The organism is Streptomyces sp. NPDC019937 (assembly GCF_040631655.1).
In the GTDB taxonomy this organism is placed as follows: Bacteria; Actinomycetota; Actinomycetes; order Streptomycetales; family Streptomycetaceae; genus Streptomyces.
In genome coordinates this window covers 32,749-52,602 of record NZ_JBEYAL010000029.1, presented here as the reverse complement: position 1 = coordinate 52,602, position 19,854 = coordinate 32,749, and the positions used below count along the sequence as shown (strand labels likewise).

19 protein-coding genes are annotated in these 19,854 nt (G+C 73.4%); 8 read left to right on the top strand and 11 right to left on the bottom strand.

The window, feature by feature from the left end:
* Nucleotides 1-104 precede the first annotated feature (104 nt).
* The 8 genes from ABZ562_RS27115 to ABZ562_RS27080 all read right to left on the bottom strand — a co-directional run bounded on the left by ABZ562_RS27115 (nucleotide 105) and on the right by ABZ562_RS27080 (nucleotide 8,342).
* Nucleotides 105-803, bottom strand: a complete 699-nt coding sequence (locus ABZ562_RS27115) for an SDR family oxidoreductase (protein WP_361484460.1) — start codon at nucleotides 801-803, stop codon at nucleotides 105-107.
* A complete protein-coding gene (locus tag ABZ562_RS27110) occupies nucleotides 796-2,013 on the bottom strand; it encodes an exo-alpha-sialidase (protein WP_361484458.1) in 1,218 nt (405 codons plus the stop codon). Before ABZ562_RS27110 ends, ABZ562_RS27115 begins: the two co-directional genes overlap by 8 nt.
* A 92-nt stretch (nucleotides 2,014-2,105) precedes the next feature.
* Nucleotides 2,106-3,125: an aldo/keto reductase gene (locus ABZ562_RS27105; protein ID WP_361484456.1), complete on the bottom strand. Its 1,020-nt coding sequence runs from the start codon at nucleotides 3,123-3,125 to the stop codon at nucleotides 2,106-2,108.
* A complete protein-coding gene (locus ABZ562_RS27100) occupies nucleotides 3,122-3,994 on the bottom strand; it encodes an ATP-binding cassette domain-containing protein (protein ID WP_361484454.1) in 873 nt (290 codons plus the stop codon). Before ABZ562_RS27100 ends, ABZ562_RS27105 begins: the two co-directional genes overlap by 4 nt.
* Nucleotides 3,991-4,842 carry an ABC transporter ATP-binding protein gene (locus ABZ562_RS27095; protein WP_361484452.1) on the bottom strand — a complete coding sequence of 284 codons (852 nt, stop codon included), beginning with the start codon at nucleotides 4,840-4,842 and terminating at the stop codon, nucleotides 3,991-3,993. The genes ABZ562_RS27100 and ABZ562_RS27095 overlap by 4 nt, the downstream gene beginning before the upstream one ends.
* Entirely contained in the window at nucleotides 4,842-5,801 is a 960-nt protein-coding gene (locus ABZ562_RS27090) for an ABC transporter permease (RefSeq protein ID WP_361484450.1), read from the bottom strand. The genes ABZ562_RS27095 and ABZ562_RS27090 overlap by 1 nt, the downstream gene beginning before the upstream one ends.
* A 3-nt stretch (nucleotides 5,802-5,804) precedes the next feature.
* The gene (locus ABZ562_RS27085) at nucleotides 5,805-6,734 is read right to left on the bottom strand and encodes an ABC transporter permease (RefSeq protein ID WP_361484449.1); all 930 of its coding nucleotides are present in this window, start codon (nucleotides 6,732-6,734) and stop codon (nucleotides 5,805-5,807) included.
* A gap of 3 nt (nucleotides 6,735-6,737) precedes the next feature.
* The gene (locus tag ABZ562_RS27080) at nucleotides 6,738-8,342 is read right to left on the bottom strand and encodes an ABC transporter substrate-binding protein (RefSeq protein ID WP_361484447.1); all 1,605 of its coding nucleotides are present in this window, start codon (nucleotides 8,340-8,342) and stop codon (nucleotides 6,738-6,740) included.
* Nucleotides 8,343-8,586: 244 nt separating this feature from the next.
* Here ABZ562_RS27080 and ABZ562_RS27075 point away from each other — a divergent pair, with 244 nt between their 5' ends.
* The 4 genes from ABZ562_RS27075 (at nucleotide 8,587) to ABZ562_RS27060 (ending at nucleotide 13,182) form a co-directional block, all read left to right on the top strand.
* Nucleotides 8,587-9,852 carry a four-carbon acid sugar kinase family protein gene (locus ABZ562_RS27075; protein WP_361484445.1) on the top strand — a complete coding sequence of 422 codons (1,266 nt, stop codon included), beginning with the start codon at nucleotides 8,587-8,589 and terminating at the stop codon, nucleotides 9,850-9,852.
* On the top strand, nucleotides 9,849-10,877 hold the full coding sequence (gene pdxA / locus ABZ562_RS27070; protein WP_361484443.1) for a 4-hydroxythreonine-4-phosphate dehydrogenase PdxA: 1,029 nt from the start codon (nucleotides 9,849-9,851) through the stop codon (nucleotides 10,875-10,877). The genes ABZ562_RS27075 and pdxA overlap by 4 nt, the downstream gene beginning before the upstream one ends.
* Nucleotides 10,878-10,907: 30 nt before the next feature.
* Nucleotides 10,908-11,699, top strand: coding sequence for a DeoR/GlpR family DNA-binding transcription regulator (locus ABZ562_RS27065; protein ID WP_361484441.1), 792 nt, complete (start codon nucleotides 10,908-10,910; stop codon nucleotides 11,697-11,699).
* Between the two features lie 514 nt (nucleotides 11,700-12,213).
* On the top strand, nucleotides 12,214-13,182 hold the full coding sequence (locus tag ABZ562_RS27060) for an alpha/beta hydrolase (RefSeq protein WP_361484439.1): 969 nt from the start codon (nucleotides 12,214-12,216) through the stop codon (nucleotides 13,180-13,182).
* Nucleotides 13,183-13,204: 22 nt separating this feature from the next.
* Here the strand turns inward: ABZ562_RS27060 and ABZ562_RS27055 are convergent, their stop codons facing one another.
* A complete protein-coding gene (locus ABZ562_RS27055; protein ID WP_361484437.1) occupies nucleotides 13,205-13,795 on the bottom strand; it encodes an HhH-GPD-type base excision DNA repair protein in 591 nt (196 codons plus the stop codon).
* A 235-nt stretch (nucleotides 13,796-14,030) separates the two neighbouring features.
* Between ABZ562_RS27055 and ABZ562_RS27050 the strand changes: the two genes are divergently transcribed.
* The gene (locus ABZ562_RS27050; protein WP_361484435.1) at nucleotides 14,031-14,816 is read left to right on the top strand and encodes a sigma-70 family RNA polymerase sigma factor; all 786 of its coding nucleotides are present in this window, start codon (nucleotides 14,031-14,033) and stop codon (nucleotides 14,814-14,816) included.
* A gap of 22 nt (nucleotides 14,817-14,838) precedes the next feature.
* Nucleotides 14,839-15,501 (top strand): dienelactone hydrolase family protein, encoded by a 663-nt coding sequence (locus ABZ562_RS27045; protein WP_361484433.1) that lies wholly within the window; start codon nucleotides 14,839-14,841, stop codon nucleotides 15,499-15,501.
* A 30-nt stretch (nucleotides 15,502-15,531) separates the two neighbouring features.
* Here ABZ562_RS27045 and ABZ562_RS27040 read toward each other — a convergent pair whose 3' ends face one another.
* Nucleotides 15,532-16,593: an ATP-dependent DNA ligase gene (locus tag ABZ562_RS27040; RefSeq protein WP_361484431.1), complete on the bottom strand. Its 1,062-nt coding sequence runs from the start codon at nucleotides 16,591-16,593 to the stop codon at nucleotides 15,532-15,534.
* An 80-nt stretch (nucleotides 16,594-16,673) separates the two neighbouring features.
* Between ABZ562_RS27040 and ligD the strand changes: the two genes are divergently transcribed.
* The gene (gene ligD, locus ABZ562_RS27035) at nucleotides 16,674-17,678 is read left to right on the top strand and encodes a non-homologous end-joining DNA ligase (RefSeq protein ID WP_361484429.1); all 1,005 of its coding nucleotides are present in this window, start codon (nucleotides 16,674-16,676) and stop codon (nucleotides 17,676-17,678) included.
* A gap of 19 nt (nucleotides 17,679-17,697) precedes the next feature.
* Nucleotides 17,698-18,702 (top strand): helix-turn-helix domain-containing protein, encoded by a 1,005-nt coding sequence (locus tag ABZ562_RS27030; protein ID WP_361484427.1) that lies wholly within the window; start codon nucleotides 17,698-17,700, stop codon nucleotides 18,700-18,702.
* Here the strand turns inward: ABZ562_RS27030 and ABZ562_RS27025 are convergent.
* On the bottom strand, nucleotides 18,688-19,827 hold the full coding sequence (locus ABZ562_RS27025; RefSeq protein ID WP_361484425.1) for an asparaginase: 1,140 nt from the start codon (nucleotides 19,825-19,827) through the stop codon (nucleotides 18,688-18,690). The two genes, ABZ562_RS27030 and ABZ562_RS27025, sit on opposite strands and share 15 nt — an antisense overlap.
* Nucleotides 19,828-19,854 lie beyond the last annotated feature (27 nt).

Sequence of the window (19,854 nt, the reverse complement as noted above, 5' to 3'; positions counted from 1 at the left end):
TTCGATCCCCGAAAGCGTGTCAGACACAGGATCGTCCAATGGTGAACATCACGAAGAGATTCCGTGTCAGGGCCATGACCACGCCAGGGCCCTGACCACGGTCGTCACAGCGAGGCGCCCCCGCACATCACCAGCGTCTGGCCGGTCACCGCACCGCCCTCCGGGCCCAGCAGGAACGACGTCAGCCCGGCCACCTCCTCGGGCCGCACGAGCCGGCCGAGCGGCGGGACGACGGGCGAGGTACGGCTGCGGCCCGGGTCCCGCAGCATCGGGGTGTCCGTCGGCCCCGGCGCCACCACGTTCACGGTGACCCCGCGCGGCGCCAGTTCGGCCGCCCACGACCGGGCCAGGCCCGCCAGCGCCGCCTTGGTGGCCGCGTACTGGCTCTTGCCCGGCGCGCCCGTCATGGTCCGGCTGCCCACCAGCACCAGCCGGCCGCCGTCCCGGACCCGGTCCACCAGCGCGTCCGCCAGGACGGTGGCCGCCTGGACGTGGACGCGCCACATGAGGGACCCGTCCTCGGGCCGCAGTTCGCCCAGCCGGGCGGAGCGCTGGACGCCGGCCGCGTGGACGAGGGCGTCCAGCGGGCCGTCCTCGGCCATCGGGGTGAGCGCCGCCGGCAGTTCCTCCGGCCGGGCCAGGTCGGCCGGGAGCCAGCGCAGCCGCTCGTGCCCATGGGGTGGCGCCGTACGGCTGATGCCGGTGATCCGCCACCCCTCGTCCAGCAGCCGGGTGGCGATGGCGGCGCCGATACCGGAGCTGACGCCGGTGACCACCGCGTGGCGGTGGCGGGGCTCAGCCATCCGCGGCCCAGTCCGGGCTGATGCGGACGTACTTGATGGCCTGGCGGTGATAGGTGTACGCGATGTGCAGCGTCCCGTCCGGGCTCTGCCGGATGGTGGGGTACGACAGCTCCCGGTTGAGCCGGTCGCGTGAGTTGTTGGTCAGGCAGTGTCCGTCGCCGACGTCCAGATCGCGCCGTACCGGCCAGGTGCGTCCGCCGTCGGTGGAGAGCGCGAGGGTCATCGGCGCCCGGGGCGCGCCCCAGAAGGCGCCGGGGGCGTCCTCCGGCCGGGCGGGCGGCGAGGGTGCGGCGGCGGCCGGGGAGTCGCCCGCCTGCCCGTCGTCGTCGATCTCGTCGTAGAGCGACACCCGGCGGGCCGTGGCGTCCGCGCGGCTGCTGTGGTTGTACACCAGCGCCAGCCGTCCGTCGCCGAGCGGGACGTACTGCACGGAGGAGTTGTTGTTGGGCAGCTCGGTCGGCTCCGGCTCGCTCCAGTTCTCCCCGCCGTCCGTGCTGTGCGAGCGGTACACCGCGTCGGCCCAGCGGCTGCGGAACAGCGCCAGCAGGGTGCCGTCGGACAGCGGGTGGACGTTCATGTGCACACACCCCGTGGAGCCCGGCACCGGCCGCTCCCGCCAGGTGCGGCCCTGATCGTCGCTGATCATCACCGCGCTGGTGTCATGGTCGCCCACCCATGTGGCGCCGGGCGTGGACACGCAGTGGAACACCGGCAGCAGCCACCGCCCGCCGTCCAGGACCGCGATCGGCTGGCGGATGAACACCCCGCCCCCGGCGGTGGCCGGGAAGAGGGTGCGCGGCGCGCCCCAGGTCTGCCCGTTGTCGTCCGACACCCGCACCCGGACCTCCGCGGTGTCCTGGTTGCCCGCCCGCTGGGCGGTGTAGAGCAGCCACAGCTCACCGGCCGGGGTGGGGAACAGCAGCGGGTTCTGCTCGGAGCGCTCCGGGTCGTCGGAGAGCCGCACCGGCTCCGACCAGGTGTCCGAGCCGGGCGCCAGCCGGGAAAACCACACGGAGATGTCCGGCACGCCCTCCTGGGTGCCGCCGAACCATACGCAGCCGAGGTCACCGCCGGGCAGCACGGTCAGGTTGGCGGCGTGGTTCTGGACGGCGGGTGCGGGCAGGAACGCCTCCTGGCGCGCCGGGTCGCCCGGCCGCGGCCGGAGCCGCCCGTCCGTCAGCGGTGTCGCGGTGTCATGGTCGGCGGTCATGGCGCCGGGCTCCTCAGGGTGTGCGGTGGTACGCGGGTCTTCGGCTCGAACGCGGTGGTCAGCGGTCGGCGGCGGTCAACGGTCGGCGGTGGTCAGCGGTTGTACGGGGGCATCGGGCCCCTCAGCCGGGCGCCCACCTCGTCGCACGCCGCCACCACGTCCGACGGCAGCGGCCCCTCGGCGGCGGCCGCCAGGTTGGCCCGCAGGTGCTCGATCCGGGAGCCGCCCAGCAGCAGGGCGTCCACCCCGTCGCGGCCCAGCAGCCAGCGCAGCGACAGGTCCGTCAGCGGGAGGGACGCCTCATCCGCGATCCGCCCCAGGTCGCGGACCGCCTCGAAGAGCCGGGGATCCCAGTAGCGCTGCCGGTACATCGCGGCGAGCTTGGAGTCGCCGAAGCGGCCGGACTCGGGGGTCTCCTCGAAGACATGACGCCCCGTCAGCAAGCCGCCGCCGAGCGGGTTGTAGACCATCGTGCGCAGACCGCTGGTGGCCGCGTACTCCCGGTACTCCTCCTCGATGCGCCGGGCCAGCAGGTTGTACAGCTGCTGCGCCACCACCGGGCGCGGGGCGCCGACCCGGTCGGCGGTGTGGGTCAGCTCGGCGATCTGCCAGGCGGCGTAGTTGGAGACGCCGAGTGCGCGGATCTTGCCCTCGGCGACGAACTCGGCGACCGTGCTCAGCGTCTCCTCCAGCGGCGCCGCGCGGTCGGGCTGGTGGAGGTAGAACAGGTCGACGTGGTCGGTGCCGAGGCGGCGGAGGCTGCCCTCGAGGGCCGCGCGCATGCCGCGCGCGGACAGCGGGGAGTGCCCACCGGCGTCGGCGTGCGGCATCCCGGCCTTGGTGGCGAGGACGATCCGGTCGCGGCGGCCGGGCAGCAGCTCGGCGAGGATGGTCTCGGTGACGCCCCCGACGTAGGCGTTGGCGGTGTCCACGCCCGTCACCCCGGCGTCGAGCGCGGCGTCCAGCATCGCCGCGGCGCCCTCCCGGTCCACCGTGTCGCCGAAGGTCATGGTGCCCAGCACCAGCCGGGACAGCGGCACCGGGGCCCCGGGCAGGGTCACCCCGCCGGGCGACGCCTGGGAGGTGGTGTCGGTCTGCGCGTGCGCGTTCACTGCGGTGCTCCTGATTCCTGGTGGAGGTCCTGGTCACGATCATGATCGCGGTCGGTGGCGATCGCGGACACCAGGGCCCGCGGTTTGCGTCCCCGCATCGTCGCCGGGTCGAGCGCCGCGCGCCGCAGCGCCCTGGTGTACGGCTGGGTGGGCGCGGCGAGCACGTCCGCGGTCGGTCCCGATTCGACGATCCGCCCGCCACGCATCACCACCACCTCGGAGCTGATCTCGCGGACCACTCCGAGGTTGTGGGAGATGACGATGTAGGCGAGGTTCTGTTCGGCCTGGAGCTCGCGCAGCAGCTGGAGCACCTGGGCCTGTACGGAGACGTCCAGCGCGGACGTGGCCTCGTCGCAGACCAGCAGCTCGGGCCCGCTGGCCAGGGCGCGGGCGATGCCGATCCGCTGGCGCTGGCCGCCGGAGAACTCGGCGGGGCGCCGCTGGAGGGCGCTGGAGGGCAGGCCCACCTGGTCGATCAGCTGGGCGGCCCGGCGGCCGCGCTCGGCGGCGGACCGCGTGCCCGCCAGCCGCAGCGGCTCGGCCACGATCTCCTCGGCGGTCAGATGCGGGTCCAGTGAGCCGTACGGGTCCTGGAAGACCATCTGCACCCGGCGCCGCAGCGGCCGCAGCCGCCGCTCGGGCAGCGACGCGATGTCGGTGCCGTCGAGCAGGATGCGCCCTTCGGTGGGGCGCAGCAGCCGGACCAGGGAGCGGGCGATGGTGGACTTGCCGCAGCCGGACTCGCCGACGATGGCGAGCGCGCCGCCGGGCGCGACGGTGAAGCCGACGCCGTCCACGGCGCGGAACACGCCGCCCGGGACCGGGTATTCGACCACCAGGTCCTCGACGGCCAGCAGGGGTGTGGTCACAGCGCCTCCTCGGGGACGGCGGCGGGGAGGGCGGGGGTCTCGTCCCAGGGGCCGAGGGTGGGGACGGCGGCGAGCAGATCGCGGGTGTACTGCTCGGCGGGGTGTTCCACGATCTGTTCGACGGGGCCGGATTCCACGAACCGGCCGCCGCGCATGACGTGGATGCGGTCGGAGACCAGCCGGGCGACGCCCAGGTCGTGGGTGATCATGAGGATGCCGATGCCGGTGCGTTCCTGGAGCTCCATCAGCAGGTCCAGGACGCTGGCCTGGACGGTGACGTCGAGCGCCGAGGTCGGTTCGTCGGCGACCAGCAGCTCGGGTTCGGCGGCGAGCGCGATGGCGATGAGGACGCGCTGCAGCATGCCGCCGGAGAACTGGTGGGGGTAGGCGCCCCACCGGGTCTCGGGGCGGGGGATCCGTACCCGGCCGAGCAGTTCGATGCCCTTGGCGCGGGCGTCGGCGCGGGACAGCTCCGGGTGGCGGATCCGCAGCGCCTCGCCGAGCTGGCGGCCGATGGTGTGCACCGGGCTGAGCGCGGTCATCGGGTCCTGCGGGATGAGGGAGACGCCGCGGCCGCGGATCCGGCGGGCCGCCCGGGGGTCGGCGATGACGTCGACGCCCCGGACGCGGGCGGTGCCGGAGAGCACGGCCAGCCCCTCGGGCAGCAGCCGCAGCAGACCCATCGCGGTGGTGGACTTGCCGGAGCCGGACTCGCCGATGAGGGTCACGGTCTCGCCCGCGGCGAGGGTGAAGCCGACGCCGTCGACCGCGCGGACCACGCCACGGTCGGTGATCAGCTCGATCTGCAGGTCCTCGACCTCCAGCAGCGGGGCTTGTCGGTCGCTCATCAGGAGCCCTCCGTCGTACGTCGGCGGGTACGGTCGCGCAGCCCGTCGCCCAGCAGATTGACCCCGACCACCAGCAGGGCGATGACGAGGCCGGGCAGGGTCACCAGCCACCAGGAGGTGGTGATGTAGTCCTGGCCGTCGGAGATGATGCGTCCCCAGGTGGCGAACGGCCGCTGGGGTCCGGCGCCGAGGTAGCTGAGCGCGCTCTCCAGCAGGACGGCCTGGGCGAGCAGCAGCAGGACGACGAGGGACGCCTGGCGCACGATGTTGGGGATGATGTGGCGGGCCAGGATGGCGATCTGGCGCAGCCCCAGCACCCGCGCGGCGGCCACGTACGGTTTCTCGCGTTCGACCAGCACCAGCGAGCGGGTCAGCCGGGCCACCTCGGGCCATTGGGCGATGGCGATCACGCAGGTGATGACGGTGACGGACGGGCCGAACAGGGCGACGACGAGCAGCAGCATCATCAGCAGCGGCAGCGACATCTGCGCCTCCAGCAGCCGGGAGACGATGGCGTCCACCCAGCGGCCGAAGTATCCGGCGGCCGCGCCCGCGACGATGCCGATGAGGCCGGAGACGAGGACGGCGAGCACACCGATCGACAGGGACACCTGCCCGCCGTGCAGCACCCGGGAGAGCAGGTCGCGGCCGAGCTGGTCGGTGCCGAAGAGATGGCCGTCGGTCAGCGGGGGGAGCCGGCGCCGGGACAGGTCCTGGTCGTTCGCGCCGGACAGCGGCAGCACCTGCGCGAGGGCGACGGGCACCACCACCAGCAGGGTGCACACCGCGCCCGCCCACAGCTTGAGGCTCGCGCTGCGGTGGCGCCGGGTGGCGGCCGCGCGGGACAGGTCGCGGGCGGTGACCCGGCTGGGGCGGGGCGCGGGCGTGGCCTCGGCGGTGGCCGGGGAGCCGGTGGCCGGGGGGCCGGTGGGGGCCGGGGGTTCGAGAGCGCCTTTCATCTCTCAGGCCGCCTTTCCCAGGCGTACCCGCGGGTCGAGCAGCGGGTAGGCCAGGTCGATGAGGAGTTGGACGAGGACCGCCAGCGCGGCGGTGACCAGCACGGTCGCCTGGATCAGCGGGTAGTCGCGGGTCTCCAGGGCGCGGACGACCAGCGAGCCGACGCCGGGCCAGCCGAAGACCACCTCGACCACCACGACGCCGTTGAGCATCGCGGCGAACCGGGTGCCGAGCGCGGTGAGCACCGGGATGGCGGAGTTGCCCATGGCGTAACGCCAGGTCAGGGCGCGCTCGGAGACACCGCGGGAGCGTGCGGTGGTGACGTACGGCGAGCTGAGGGCCGCGACCATCTCGCGCCGCACCAGCCGGGAGATGAGCGCCATCTGCAGGGTCGCCACGGTGACGGTGGGCAGCACCAGGCCGCTCCAGGTGGTGAAGCCGGAGGCGGGCATCACCGGCATCAGCACGGCGAAGACGGTCAGCAGCATGACCCCGATCCAGAAGTCCGGCATGGACTGTCCGGCGATGGTCAGCACATTGGCGCCGATCTCGCGCTTGGTGTCGGCGCGGCGGGCCATCCACACGCCCAGCGGCACGGCGACGACGGTGGTGAGCAGGATCGCGGAGAGGGCGAGGGTGATGGTGTAGGGGACCCGGTCGAACACCACGTCGAAGGCGGGGGCGTGGAAGGAGTAGCTGGTCCCGAGGTCGCCGGTGAACAGATCGCGCAGGAAGACGCCGTACTGGGTGAGCAGGCTCTGATCCAGCCCGAACTGTTCACGGATCCGGGCGAGGTCCGCGCTGCTGGGGTTGGGCCCGGCCAGGGCGGCGGCCGGGTCGCCGGGTGCCATGCGCACCAGGACGAAGACGGTGGAGAGGGTCAGGAAGATGGTCAGGACGCTCTGGCCAAGGCGGCGTATCAGATAGCGCGGCACGGCTCAGCCCTCCAGGCGCACGGCGGCGAGGTCGTAGGAGTTGAGCTGCAGGAGGTGTACGTCCCGGACCCGGGAGCGGCGGGCCAGCACCACATCGGGGACGAAGGCCCACAGGCAGGGGCGGGTGTTCCAGATCTCCTTCTGGACGGCGGCGAGCTTGGCGTTCCGGGTCTTCTCGTCGGTTTCGGCGGAGGCGTCGGCCAGCCGGCCGGCGATCTCCGGGAAGACGTAGCCCTGGTAGGTGTCGCGGGTCTTCTCCTTCTCCGGGGTGCCGCCGTACATGCCCTGGAGGCTGGTGCTGGCGTGTCCGGTGGGGACGGAGAAGCCGTTGCCGAGGACGTCCCAGTCGCCGCGGCGGCCCTGCCGCCACTGCTGGATGTCGCCGCCGGGCTCGAACTGCTGGAGGGTCGCGCGGACTCCGACGGAGCGCAGCATCTCCAGGACGGCTTCCATCACCGAGGTGTCGCCGGGGAACTCCCCGGACTCCCAGATGATCTTCACCTTGAGGTCGCGGTGGCCGAGCGCGGCGAGCTGCTTGCGCGCCTTGCCGGGGTCGTGGACGTAGCCGCCGGTGCGTATCGCGCCCTTGAGCGCGAGCGGGACCACGCCCTCTGCCTGCTGGGCGGAGCCGGTGAGCACGTCGTCGACCAGGGACGTGCCGTCGATGGCGTAGCTCAGCGCCTCGCGCACCCGCGGATCGGCGAGCGGATGGCCGCGGGGTTTACGGAAGTTGAAGAACAGCTGGTTGACGCGGGTACCGGTGGTGCGGTCCAGACGCACCCCGGGCAGTCCGCGCAACTGCTCGGCCGAGTCGGGGGTGATGGTGTCGATGACGTCCAGCTCGCCGCTGCGGAGGGCGACCACGCGGCTGGACTCCTCGGGGACGAAGCGGACCCGCACCTGTGGGGTGGCGGGGCGGCGCCCCCAGTAGTGCCGGTTGGCGGCGAGCGCGTATTCGCCGGTACCGGAGTTCGCCGAGGTGACCACGTACGGGCCGGAGCCGGCGCCGCCGGACAGCTCCTCGGGCCGGTTCTTGGCCGCCGGGCTGATGAGGATGTTGGCCATCAGCTGGTCGAGGATGGGGACCGGGCGCTTGGTGTGCAGATAGAAGGTGCGCTCGTCCACCGGTTCGAGGGCGGGCCGCTCGGGGAAGAGCCCGACGATGAACGAGCCGTTGACGCCCCAGTACATCTTCAGCGCGGTCGCCACGTCCTTGACGGTGACCGGGCTGCCGTCGGAGTAGCGCACCCCGTCCCGCAGCCGCACCGTCCAGCGGGTGGGCTCGGTCATCTCGAACCGGTCGGCGAGCACCAGCTCCGGCAGGAGCCCCTTGCCCATCCGGGTCAGGCCCTGGCGGACCGCGCGCTGCACCGTGACGGCGGCGTCGAATTGGTTGAGCTTGTTGTCGAGGCTGACCAGGGAACGGTTCAGCCCCAGGCTGATGGCACCGGGGCCGGGGCCACCGGTGGGGCCCGCGCACCCGGCGAGCGGGGCGAGGGCGAGACCTGCGGAGGTGCCCGCTCCGAGGCGGAGCATGGCCCGGCGGCTGATGTCCGGACCGCGGACGTCCGGACCACTGCTGGCCGGGTCTTGGGGGATACGGGTCATCGGTGACCTCTCGGCGGTTCTGAGGCGAGCGACCGGCTCGCTCGACCCGCTCGGACCGAGGTCCTGACGGGTCAAGGTGTCGCGGCGGTCACCGTGACATGGCTGCGCGCTTTACGCAATACCTCTCGCGCGGTTCGCGCAACGTGTGTCATCATCGAGACCACGGAGACAGCGTGTCCGTCGTCTGATCGCATCCGATCACGTCTGATCACTCCCCCTGTCATGGCCATTCAAGGAGGTACCGGTGGAGTTGCCGCCCGTCCGGAGCGTGCTGGCCGTCGCGGACGACCTGTCCGGTGCCGCCGAGACGGCCGCCGGGCTGAGTTCGCGCACAACGCGCAGTCGTGTGCTGCTTCTTGGCCCCGATGGCACGTGTCCCGAGCAGATGTCCGCGGCGGACGCGCACACCGTGACCGTGCTGGACCTCGACTCGCGGCAGTGCCCGGCCGAGGACGCGGCCGACGCGGTCCGCGGCGCGCTGCGGCGGACCGCCACGGGCGGCACCCTGGTCCTGAAGAAGATCGACTCACTGCTGCGCGGCAATGTCGCCGCCGAGGTCGCCGCGCTGGCCGGGGACGGGGCGGGCGTGGTCGTCGCCCCCGCCCTGCCGGTCGCCGGGCGCGTGGTGCGCGCGGGTGTGGTGCACATCGGCGGGGTGCCGCTGCACGAGAGCGAGGCCTGGCGCGCCGAGGCCACGGCCCCGCCGTCCTCGGTGGCCGACGCGCTGGGCGGACTGCCCACCGCGCTCGTCCCCCTCGCGACCGTACGCGCCTCGCGGCACACCCTCCTGGCCGCCCTGCGGGCCGCGGTGGCGGCGGGACGGGTCGCGGTCTGCGACGCCGAGACGGACGCCGACCTGGACGCGATCGTCGGGGCCTGCCTCGCCGGGGACCCGCGGCCGCACCTGGTCGGCACCGGCGGCCTGGCGGTCGCCCTCGGCCGCCAGCTGGCCGACGGCGCGCTCGCCACGCCCGCGGAGACGGTCGCGGCGGCGGACCGGCCCGTGCTGGTCGTCGTCGGTACGGCCGAACCGGGAGCCGTCGAGCAGGTGCGCCGGCTGGTGGCCGACGGCGCGGTCCACCTCCCGCTCCCCCTGGACGGCCTGCTGTCCGAAACGCCCGTGGCCACGCCGCCGCTGACGGCCCCGGTCACCGTCCTGACCATCGCCGGCCCCGTACCGGCCCCCGCGCGGCCCGCCGGGCCGGGGCCGGTCCCGGCCCGGCGGCTCGTGCACGGGCTGGCCCGTACCGTCGCCGGCACCCTCACCACCCACGGCGGCGCCGTCGACCTCGTCCTGACCGGCGGGGAAACCGCACGCCGGGTCCTGGACGCGCTCGCGATCACCCGGCTCGACCCCGTCGGGCAGGTGCACCACGGCGCCGTACACCTCCGCACTCCCGACGGGCGGTCCGTCGTGACCCGCCCGGGCAGCTTCGGCGATCCCGATTCCCTGCGTCACATCGTCCGGGCGCTGCGCCCCCACTCGACCGAACGGAAGGTCACCTCATGAACGCACCCACCAACCTCGACGCCGCCGGCCCGCTCCCGCTCATCGCGGTGACGATGGGCGACGGCGCGGGCATCGGGCCCGAGGTGATCGTCCCCGCCCTGCTCGCCCCGGAGACCCTGCGGCGCTGCCGCCCGGTGGTCATCGGGGACGCGGAGCGGCTGCGGCAGGCGGCCCGGCTGCGCGGCATCGCGTGCGAGATCGTCACGGTCGGCGCGCCCGCCGAGGCCGCGTTCACCCCGGACCGCATCAACGTCATCGACCTCGGGCTGCTCCCCGCCGACCTGCCCTGGGGCGAGCTGTCCCCGGTCGCCGGGGACGCCGCGTACCAGTACGTACGGGCGGCCGCCCGGCTCGCCATGGACGGCGAGGTGCAGGGCATCTGCACGGCGCCGCTGAACAAGGAGGCCCTGCACGCGGGCGGGCACGTCTTCCCCGGCCACACCGAACTGCTGGCCCATCTCACCGGTGTCGAGGAGGTGTCGATGATGCTGGCCACCCCGACGGTGAAGGTCATCCACGTCACCACCCACATCGGGCTCATCGACGCCGTCAACAAGATCGAGCCGGGCCTGGTCGAACGCACCGTGCGCCGCGGCCACGACGCGATGGTCCGGGCCGGTACCCCGCAGCCGGTGATCGGGGTGTGCGGCATCAATCCGCACGCCGGGGAGAACGGGCTGTTCGGCTACGGCGAGGAGGAGGAGAAGATCGTGCCCGCGCTGGAGGTGCTGCGGCGCGACGGCATCGACGCCCGCGGGCCGCTCCCCGCCGACACCGCCTTCTTCCTGGCCGGGCGCGGCGACTACGACCTGATCGTGGCCATGTACCACGACCAGGGGCACGGCCCGGTCAAGGTGCTGGGCCTGGAGGCCGGGGTCAACCTCACCGTCGGCCTCCCGGTCATCCGTACCTCCGTCGACCACGGCACCGCGTTCGACATCGCCGGTACCGGCAAGGCCGACGCCGGTAGCATGATCGAGGCGCTGCGGCAGGCCGCCGACATGTCGCCCTCGCCCACCCGCTGAAGCCCACCACCGACGGACCGAGAAGGACGCGTGACATTGCCGGTACAGGGAGCACGGGCCCGGCGCGACCAGATCGTCCACCTCGCGACGACCACGGGCCTCGCCAGCGTGGAGGAGCTGTCCCGCGCCTTCGGGGTCACCGCCTCCACCATCCGCCGCGACCTCGCCCAGCTGACCGCCGACGGCCGGCTGGCGCGGACGTACGGCGGGGCGATGGCCCTGGTCGCCCATCCCGAGGCGTCGCTGCGCCAGCGCACCGGCGAGGCGTTCGAGGCGAAGCGGGCCATCGCCCGCTGGGCGGCGTCCACCGTCCGCACCGGCGAGACGGTGCTCCTGGACGCGGGCTCGACCGTCGGCGCCCTCGCCCATGAGCTGCGCACGGCCGAGGGGCTGACGGTGGCCACGACCGGGCTCACCGCACTCCAGGAGCTGGCCGACGTGGAGTCCGTCCGGGTCGAGTGCCTGGGCGGTACGCTCCGGCCGCTGAGCCAGAGCTTCCTGGGCCCGCTCGCCGAGGCGGCGCTGGAGCGCATGACGTTCGACCGGGTCTTCCTGGGCGCCGACGGGGTGACGGCCGAACACGGCATCTGCGAGGCGGACCTGCGGCAGACCCGGCTCAAGGAGCTGATGGCCCGGCGCGCCGAGAAGGTGTACGTGCTGGCGCACTCGGCCAAGGTGGGCCGGCGCCCGTTCCACACCTGGGTACGGCTGCCACCCGGCTGGACCCTGGTGACCGACAGCGGCTCCGACCAGGAGGAGCTCCGGGCGCTGCGCGCCGGGGGCGTCGAGGTCACTGTCGTGGACGACGGGACTCCCGGATGAATTCCGCGGTAGTCATGCGTGAACAGGGGGCGATCGGGCACCCGACCCGCAGATGACGTGGCCACCGTCTCATGAGTTCTTGGAGGACATCGTGGCACGGCAGACCGATCCGTTTTCCACCGCCGACCCGACGCGGCCCGACGACCCCGTGCCGCCGAGCCCGACCCCGTCGCCGGGGCCGGGCGGGCCCGAGCCGGGACCCGCGCCGGGGCCCGTGCCCGGACCGCCTCCGGGGCCGCCGCCGGACCCGGTGCCATCGCCTCCGCCGGAGCCGCCGAGCCCCACGCCGGGGCCGCCTCCGGGCCCGTCCCCCGATCCGGTGCCCCATCCCCCGGGCCCCGATCCGGTCCCCGACCCCTCCCCGGCGCCGGGCCCGCTGACCTGATCCGGCCCGGTCCGGTCCGGGTCGCCCCCGGGGGCCCGGGGCGACCCGTAGCCCTGGCGGCGTAAGCGGATGGGTGCGGTCGCGCGTGCGGTGAGAGGGTCGGAATCCCGGACCGCCAAGGAGCCGCAGATGCCGCGCACCGCACCGCACCGACCCGTTCTGGAGCCCGCAGCCGCCGCGTTCGCCGAGGCCACCGCGCGGCCGCCGTTTCTGTACGAGATGTCGCCCGCGGAGGGCCGCAGGACGGTCGACGCGGTGCAGTCCGGGGAGGTTCCCAAGCCCGAGGTGGACGAGGAGTGGATCGGCGTCACCGGCATTCCGGCCGGTGGGGTGCGGGCACGGGTCCTCCGTCCGCCGAATGTCTCCGGGACGCTCCCGGTGATCCTCTATGTGCACGGCGCGGGCTGGGTGTTCGGCAACGCGCACACGCATGACCGGCTGGCCCGGGAGCTGGCTGTCGGGGTCGGCGCGGCCGTGGTGTTCCCCGAGTACGACCTCTCCCCCGAGGCCCGCTACCCGGTGGCCCTGGAGCAGTGTTACGCGGTCGGGCAGTGGGTCGTGGCGCACGGCGAGGGCGCCGGGCTCGACGCGGACCGGCTCGCGGTGGCCGGGGACTCGGTGGGCGGCAACATGACCGCCGCGCTGACGCTGATGGCCAAGGAGCGCGGCGATGTCACCTTCGTCCAGCAGGTGCTGTTCTACCCGGTGACCGACGCGAGCTTCGACACCGGCTCGTACGAGCAGTTCGCCGAGGGCTACTTCCTGACCCGCGAGGGCATGAAGTGGTTCTGGGACCAGTACACGACCGACCCCGCACAGCGTGCCGAGATCACCGCCTCCCCGCTGCGCGCGGACACCGACCAGCTCAAGGGGCTGCCGCCCGCGCTGGTCATCACCGGCGAGGCCGATGTGCTGCGGGACGAGGGCGAGGCGTACGCGAACAAGCTCCGCGACGCCGGGGTGCCGGTGACCGCGCTGCGGATGCAGGGCATCATCCATGACTTCCTGATGCTCGACGCGCTGCGCGACACCCATGCGGCACGGGCCGCGCTCACCCTCGCTGTGGACACCCTGCGCGGCGCACTGGGCACGGCCTGACCCGGGCGCGCCCTCAGGGTTCTCAGCCCCCGGCGCCGCCCGCCTTGGCCTGCCGCTTCATCTGCTGCTTGTGGGCGCGCACCTTGTCCAGTGACTCCGGTCCGGTGATGTCGGCCACCGAGCGGTACGAGCCCTCCTCGCCGTACGCCCCCGCCGCCTCGCGCCAGCCCTCGGGCCGCACCGCGAACCGCTTGCCGAGCAGGGCGGCGAAGATCTGCGCCTTCTGCTTGCCGTAGCCGGGCAGGGCGTTCAGCCGCCGGAGGAGTTCGGCGCCGGTGGGGGCATCGCGCCACAGAGCCGCCGCGTCACCGTCGTAAGTCTCGACCAGGTACTGGCACAGCTGCTGGATCCGCTTGGCCATCGATCCGGGGTAGCGGTGCACGGCCGGCTTCTCCGACAGCAGCTCCGAGAACCGCTCGGGGTCGTACGCGGCGATCTCATGGGCGTCCAGGTCGTCGGCGCCCATCCGCCGCGCGATGGTGTACGGGCCGGTGAACGCCCATTCCATGGGCACCTGCTGATCGAGCAGCATGCCGGTCAGGAGGGCGAGGGGGCTGCGCGCGAGCAGGGCGTCGGCCTCGGGTTGCTGGGCGAGACGAAGGGTGGCGTCCATCACCGGCGGATACCCAACGCTCCGGCAGCGAATCACCCAGCGTCACGATTCCCCCCAAAGACGCAGGAAAGGCGGGGCGATTTGGCCGAATTGCACGATCTTGGGGTGCATGCGAGCCTGGTGGCGACCGCAGAACCGACCGTGAAACCGATCGCCCCCTCCCAGAGCGGGGCCTCACCGCATCACCGCTGTGCCGCGGGCAGGCCGTGACATCGGACCACGGAGGCGAGTGACCATGCCAGCAACCGCGACTCGCCGCCGACGCCATGACGACACGCCCGACACCGGCGGCGCCTTCCTGCGACTGTCCCGGCTGCCCTCCGGGCCCGAACGCGACGCGCTGCGCGAGGCGATCATCTGCGAGTGGCTGCCGGTCGCCAAGCGTCTGGCGCTGCGCTTCCGCAACAAGGGCGAGAACATCGAAGACCTCACCCAGGTCGCCTCGCTGGCCCTGGTGAAGGCCGTCGACCGCTACAACCCGGACCTCGGCCACGCCTTCCCCTCGTACGCGATCCCCGTCATCACCGGTGAGCTGAAGCGGCACTTCCGCGACTATCTGTGGACGCTGCACATTCCGCGCAACATCCAGGAGGTCCGCTCCCGCACCCGCTCGGCGCGCGACGCGCTGGAGCAGGAGCTGGGCGGCCGCACCCCGACCGTCGGGGAGATTAGCACCCGTACCGGTATGCCGCAGGACGACGTGCGCGCCGGTCTGGAGGCCAGCGCCTCCTGCACCCCGCTGTCCCTCAACGCCGCCGTACAGGGCGCCGAGGAGCGGCTGCTCGCCGAGACGGTCGGCGCGGACGACGCCGCGATCGAACGGGTCGTCAACCGGGAGTCGCTGCGGGTGCTCATCGCGAACCTCTCCGAACAGGACCGCTACGTGCTCTACCTGCGGTTCTTCGCCGGGCTTTCGCAGAGCCAGATCGGCGAGATCCTCGGCTTCTCGCAGATGCACATATCCCGCCGGCTGTCCCGGCTCTACAGCGAGCTGCGCCAAGGGCTGCTGGCCCACGCGTGACCCGCTACGGCAGGAGGTGCCGATGCGCTCCGAGACCGCCCGTATCGCCGCGGACGACGTCCTGCTCGTGGGCGATCTGGCCCTTCCCGACAACCCCTCCGGCGTGGTGGCCTTCGCCCACGGCAGCGGCAGCTCCCGGCACAGTCCGCGCAACCGGGCGGTGGCCCGGGTGCTGCAGGAGGCAGGGCTGGCGACGCTGCTGTTCGACCTGCTCACCGAGGCCGAGGAGCGAGTCGACGCGATCACCGCTGAGCACCGCTTCGACATCCCGCTGCTGGGGCGGCGGCTGGCGGCGGCGGTCGAATGGCTCGGCCACCACCCCGGCACCGCCGGGCTGCCGGTCGGCCTGTTCGGCGCCAGTACGGGCGCGGCGGCCGCCCTGACCGCCGCCGCCGAGCGGCCGGAGCGGGTGCGGGCCGTGGTCTCCCGGGGCGGCCGCCCGGACCTCGCGGGCGGGGTGCTGAACCGGGTGAATCCGCCGGTGCTGCTGATCGTGGGGGGTGACGACCACGAGGTGCTGCGGCTGAACGAACAGGCCGCCGCGATGCTGGCCGCGCCGCACGAGGTCCATGTGGTGCCCGGGGCGACCCATCTCTTCGAGGAACCGGGGGCCTTGGAGCAGGCCGCCGGGGCGGCGCGCGACTGGTTCCTGCGGATGACGCAGAAGCGCGGCGCGAGGCGGTAGCGCTACCAAGGGGGTGTGCTGCCAGGGGGGCTAGCCGCCCAGCACCTCGCGCAGGTCGTACGAGACGGGCTCCTCCAGCTGCGCGTAGGTGCAGCTCTCCGGCTCGCGGTCGGGCCGCCAGCGCCGGAAGCGGGCGGTGTGCCGGAAGCGGTCGCCCTGCATGTGGTCGTACGCGACCTCGCACACCCGCTCCGGGCGCAGCGGCAGCCACGACAGGTCCTTGACGCCGGTCCAGCGGCTGGGCGCGCCCGGCATCCGGCTCCGGGTGTGCGCCTCCTCGCGCGCCCAGTCCGCCCACGGGTGGCCCTCGGCCGACTCCATGCGCAGCGGCTCCAGCTCGGTCATCAGCTCCTGGCGGCGGCGCATCGGGAAGGCGGCGCAGACGCCGACGTGCTGGAGGCGGCCGGTGGCGTCGTGCAGGCCGAGCAGCAGGGAGCCGACGACCGGACCGGACTTGTGCAGCCGCAGGCCCGCCACCACGCAGTCGGCGGTCCGCTCGTGCTTGACCTTGACCATGACGCGTTCGCCGGGCCGGTAGCCGAGGTCGGGGCGCTTGGCGACGATGCCGTCGAGCCCGGCGCCCTCGTAGTGCTCGAACCACTGCCGCGCCACGTCGAGGTCGTCGGTCCAGGGGGCGGTGAACACGGGGTCGCCGGCCTCGCGCAGCGCCTCGGTCAGGGCGTCACGGCGTTCACCGAGGGGCGCGTCCAGATACGAGGTGTCGCCGAGGGCGAGGAGGTCGAAGGCGACGAAGCCCGCCGGGGTGGTCCGGGCCAGCATCCGCACCCGGGAGTCGGCGGGGTGGATGCGCTCCAGGAGGGCGTCGAAGTCCAGGCGGCCTCCGCGCGCGATGACGATCTCGCCGTCCAGGACGCAGCGCCGCGGCAGATGGGTGCGGAAGGCGTCGACGAGTTCGGGGAAGTAGCGGGTGAGCGGCTTGGCCGTCCGGCTGCCGATCTCGATCTCGTCCCCGTCGCGGAACACGATGGCCCGGAAGCCGTCCCACTTCGCCTCGTACCGCATCCCGGGCGGGATCGTGGCCACCGACTTGGCCAGCATCGGTGCCACCGGGGGCATCACCGGAAGGTCCATGGTGTCTTCGATTGTGCGGCCGCCGGGACCCGCGCGCCCGCCGGGAGGTGGAGCGGGCGGAGTGGACCTAGCGTTGGGGTATGGCAGAGACGGTGGAGCTTGACGTCGGTGGGCGCACGGTGCGGCTGTCCAACCCCGGAAAGGTGTACTTCCCGGAGCGGGGCTTCACCAAGCTCGACCTCGCCCGCTACTACCTCGCCGTCGGCGACGGCGCGCTGCGGGCGCTGCGGGACCGGCCGACGACGCTGGAGCGCTACCCCGACGGGGTGACGGGGGAATCGTTCTTCCAGAAGCGGGCGCCGAAGAACCTGCCCGACTGGACCCCGACCGGCCGCATCTCCTTCCCCAGCGGGCGGTACGCGGACGAGATGTGTCCCACCGAGGTGGCGGCCGTGGTGTGGGCCGCGAACCTGGGGTGTCTGACCTTCCATCCGTGGCCGGTGCGGCGCCCCGACACCGAGCACCCCGATGAGCTGCGCATCGACCTCGACCCGCAGCCGGGCACGGACTACCAGGACGCGGTGCGGGCCGCGGGCGAGCTGCGCGAGGTGCTGGACGAGCTGGGGCTGCGCGGCTGGCCCAAGACCTCGGGCGGGCGGGGGCTGCACGTCTTCGTGCCCATCGCGCCGGAGTGGACCTTCACCCAGGTGCGGCGCTCGGCGATCGCGGTCGCGCGGGAGCTGGAGCGGCGGGCGCCGGAGCGGATCACCACGGCGTGGTGGAAGGAGGAGCGCGGCGAGAAGATCTTCGTGGACTACAACCAGACCGCGCGGGACCGCACCATCGCCAGCGCCTATTCCGTACGCCCCCAGCCGCACGCCCCGGTCTCCGCGCCGCTGCGCTGGGAGGAGGTGCCCGACGCCCGGCCGCGCGACTTCGACCTGGCGACCATGCCGGTGCGCTACCGGGAGGTGGGCGATGTGCACGCGGACATGGACGAACACGCGTACCGGCTGGAGGCCGCGCTGGAACTGGCCGACCGGGACGAGCGGGAGCACGGTCTCGGCGACCTTCCGTATCCGCCCGAGCACCCCAAGATGAAGGGCGAGCCGAAGCGGGTCCAGCCGAGCCGCGCCAAGCACTGAGGGTGCGACAATCACGGCCATGGCCTCCGTCTTCGCGCACCCGGACCGGCACCGGGTGGCCGTGCTGGTGCGGCACGGGATGCTGCCGTTCGAGCTGGGCATGGCGCACCGCCTGTTCGGGCGGGCCGTCTCGGCGTCCGGTGAGCCGCTGTACGAGGTGGTGACGTGTGCGCTGGTGCCCGGTGAGGTGCGTACGGACTCCGATGTCAGCGTGAACGTCGCCCACGGCCCGGAGGCGCTGGCCGAGGCCGACACGGTGATCGTCCCGGCCGCCAACGAGAAGGACGAGCCGCAGACCGAGGGCCGCCTCGGCCCGGCGCTGGCCGGGGCCTTCGCCCGTATCCGGCGGCCCGGCACCCGTGTGGCGTCCATCTGCACCGGCGCCTTCGTCCTGGCGGCGGCCGGGCTGCTGGACGGGCGCCGGGCGACGACGCACTGGCAGGCCGCGGACCAGTTCCGGGCGCTGTTCCCGTCGGTCGAGCTGGACCCCGACGTCCTGTACACGGACGAGGGCGACGTCCTCACCTCCGCCGGGGACGCCTCCGGCATCGACCTGCTGCTGCATCTGATCCGGCTCGACCACGGCTCCGCGGTGGCCGGTGAGGTCGCGCGGGGCGCGGTGGTGGCGCCGCACCGCGACGGCGGCCAGGCCCAGTTCATCCGCCGTCCCGTCCCCGCGCCGCGCGGCTCCTCCACGACGCAGGCGCGGGCCTGGGCCCTGACCCGCCTCGACCGCCCGCTGACGCTCGCGGAGCTGGCCGCGCGCGAGTCGATGAGCGTGCGGACGTTCTCGCGCCGGTTCCGGGAGGAGGTCGGGATGACGCCCGTGCGGTGGCTGACCCAGCGCCGGGTGGAGCGGGCGTGCCGGCTCCTGGAGGAGACGGATCTGCCGGTGGACCAGGTGGCGGCGGAGGCGGGCTTCGGCACGGCGGCGTCGCTGCGGATGCATCTGCGCGACGCGCTGGGCGTCTCCCCGAGCGCGTACCGCCGCACGTTCCGTGGGGGATCCCTACCGCCGGGGTGACACCAGCGGCTCGGCGCCCAGGGTGGCGAACCAGTGCTGGATGCGGTCCTCGTTGTGGGTCCTCGCCAGCGACAGCGTCAGCAGCAGCCGGGCCTTCTGCGGGGTCAGGTCCTCGGCGCCGACGACTCCGCGTACGTGGGGGTCGTACACCGCCCCCGAACCGGTGCGGGAGGCCGACGCGAAGACCACACCGTTCTTCACCGCGTCGGCGCGGGCCTCCGTCATGGCCGGGGAGAGGCCGCCCGCACCGGTGCCCGCGGTGACGACGCCGGCGGCGCCCGCGTCGGCGAACGCCTTGATGGCCTCGGGTCCGGCGCCCTGGTAGCTGTAGGCGATCTCGACCTTCGGCAGCGGCCGCCGGGCGATGCGGTCCAGGTCGAAGGGGGTCTTCCAGCCCGGCTTGCCGCATTCCTGGACGCGCGCCGGGGCACGGTCGATGCGGATGTGGTTCTGGTCGACGACGCCCAGCTCACCGCTGCTGCCGCTGGTGAAGGCGTTGAGCCGCAGCGCGTCGGCCTTGCGGACCTCGCGGGCGGCCTGGATCTGGTCGTTGAGCATGACGACGGTGCCGAAGCAGGTGGTGCGGCCGCTCGCGGCGAGGCGGATCGCGTTGTAGAGGTTGGCGGGGCCGTCGGAGCCGATGACCGTCCAGGGGCGCAGCGCGCCGGTGAGCACCACGGGCTTGTCGCTGCGGACGGTGAGGTCCAGCCAGTACGCGAACTCCTCCATGGTGTCCGTGCCGGTGGTGACGACGACCGCGTCATTGGTGCGCAGCGCGTCGTCGACCGCGGCGGTGAGCTTCCGGTACTCGGGGAGGGAGTAGTCGTTGGAGTCCTTGTTGCCGAACTGCCGGGTCGTGACGTCGGCGAGCCGGTTGACCTCGGGTCTGAGGTCATCGACCAGCCGGGACACCGGGAGTTGTCCGGACGCGTAGTTCTGGAAGGACACCCGGCTCTTGCTCACGCCCGCGATGGTGCCTCCGGTGCCGATGACGGCGACCTGCGGCTCGGGTCCGTGCCGGGGCACCGGCGTCCGTCCGGCGGCGGCGAGGGCCGCGGCCGGGGTGCCGAGGCCGACGGCGACCAGGGTGATCAGGACGGCGGAACCGCGGGCGATGCGGTGCATGGGATACCACCCAATGCGGTTTTCACG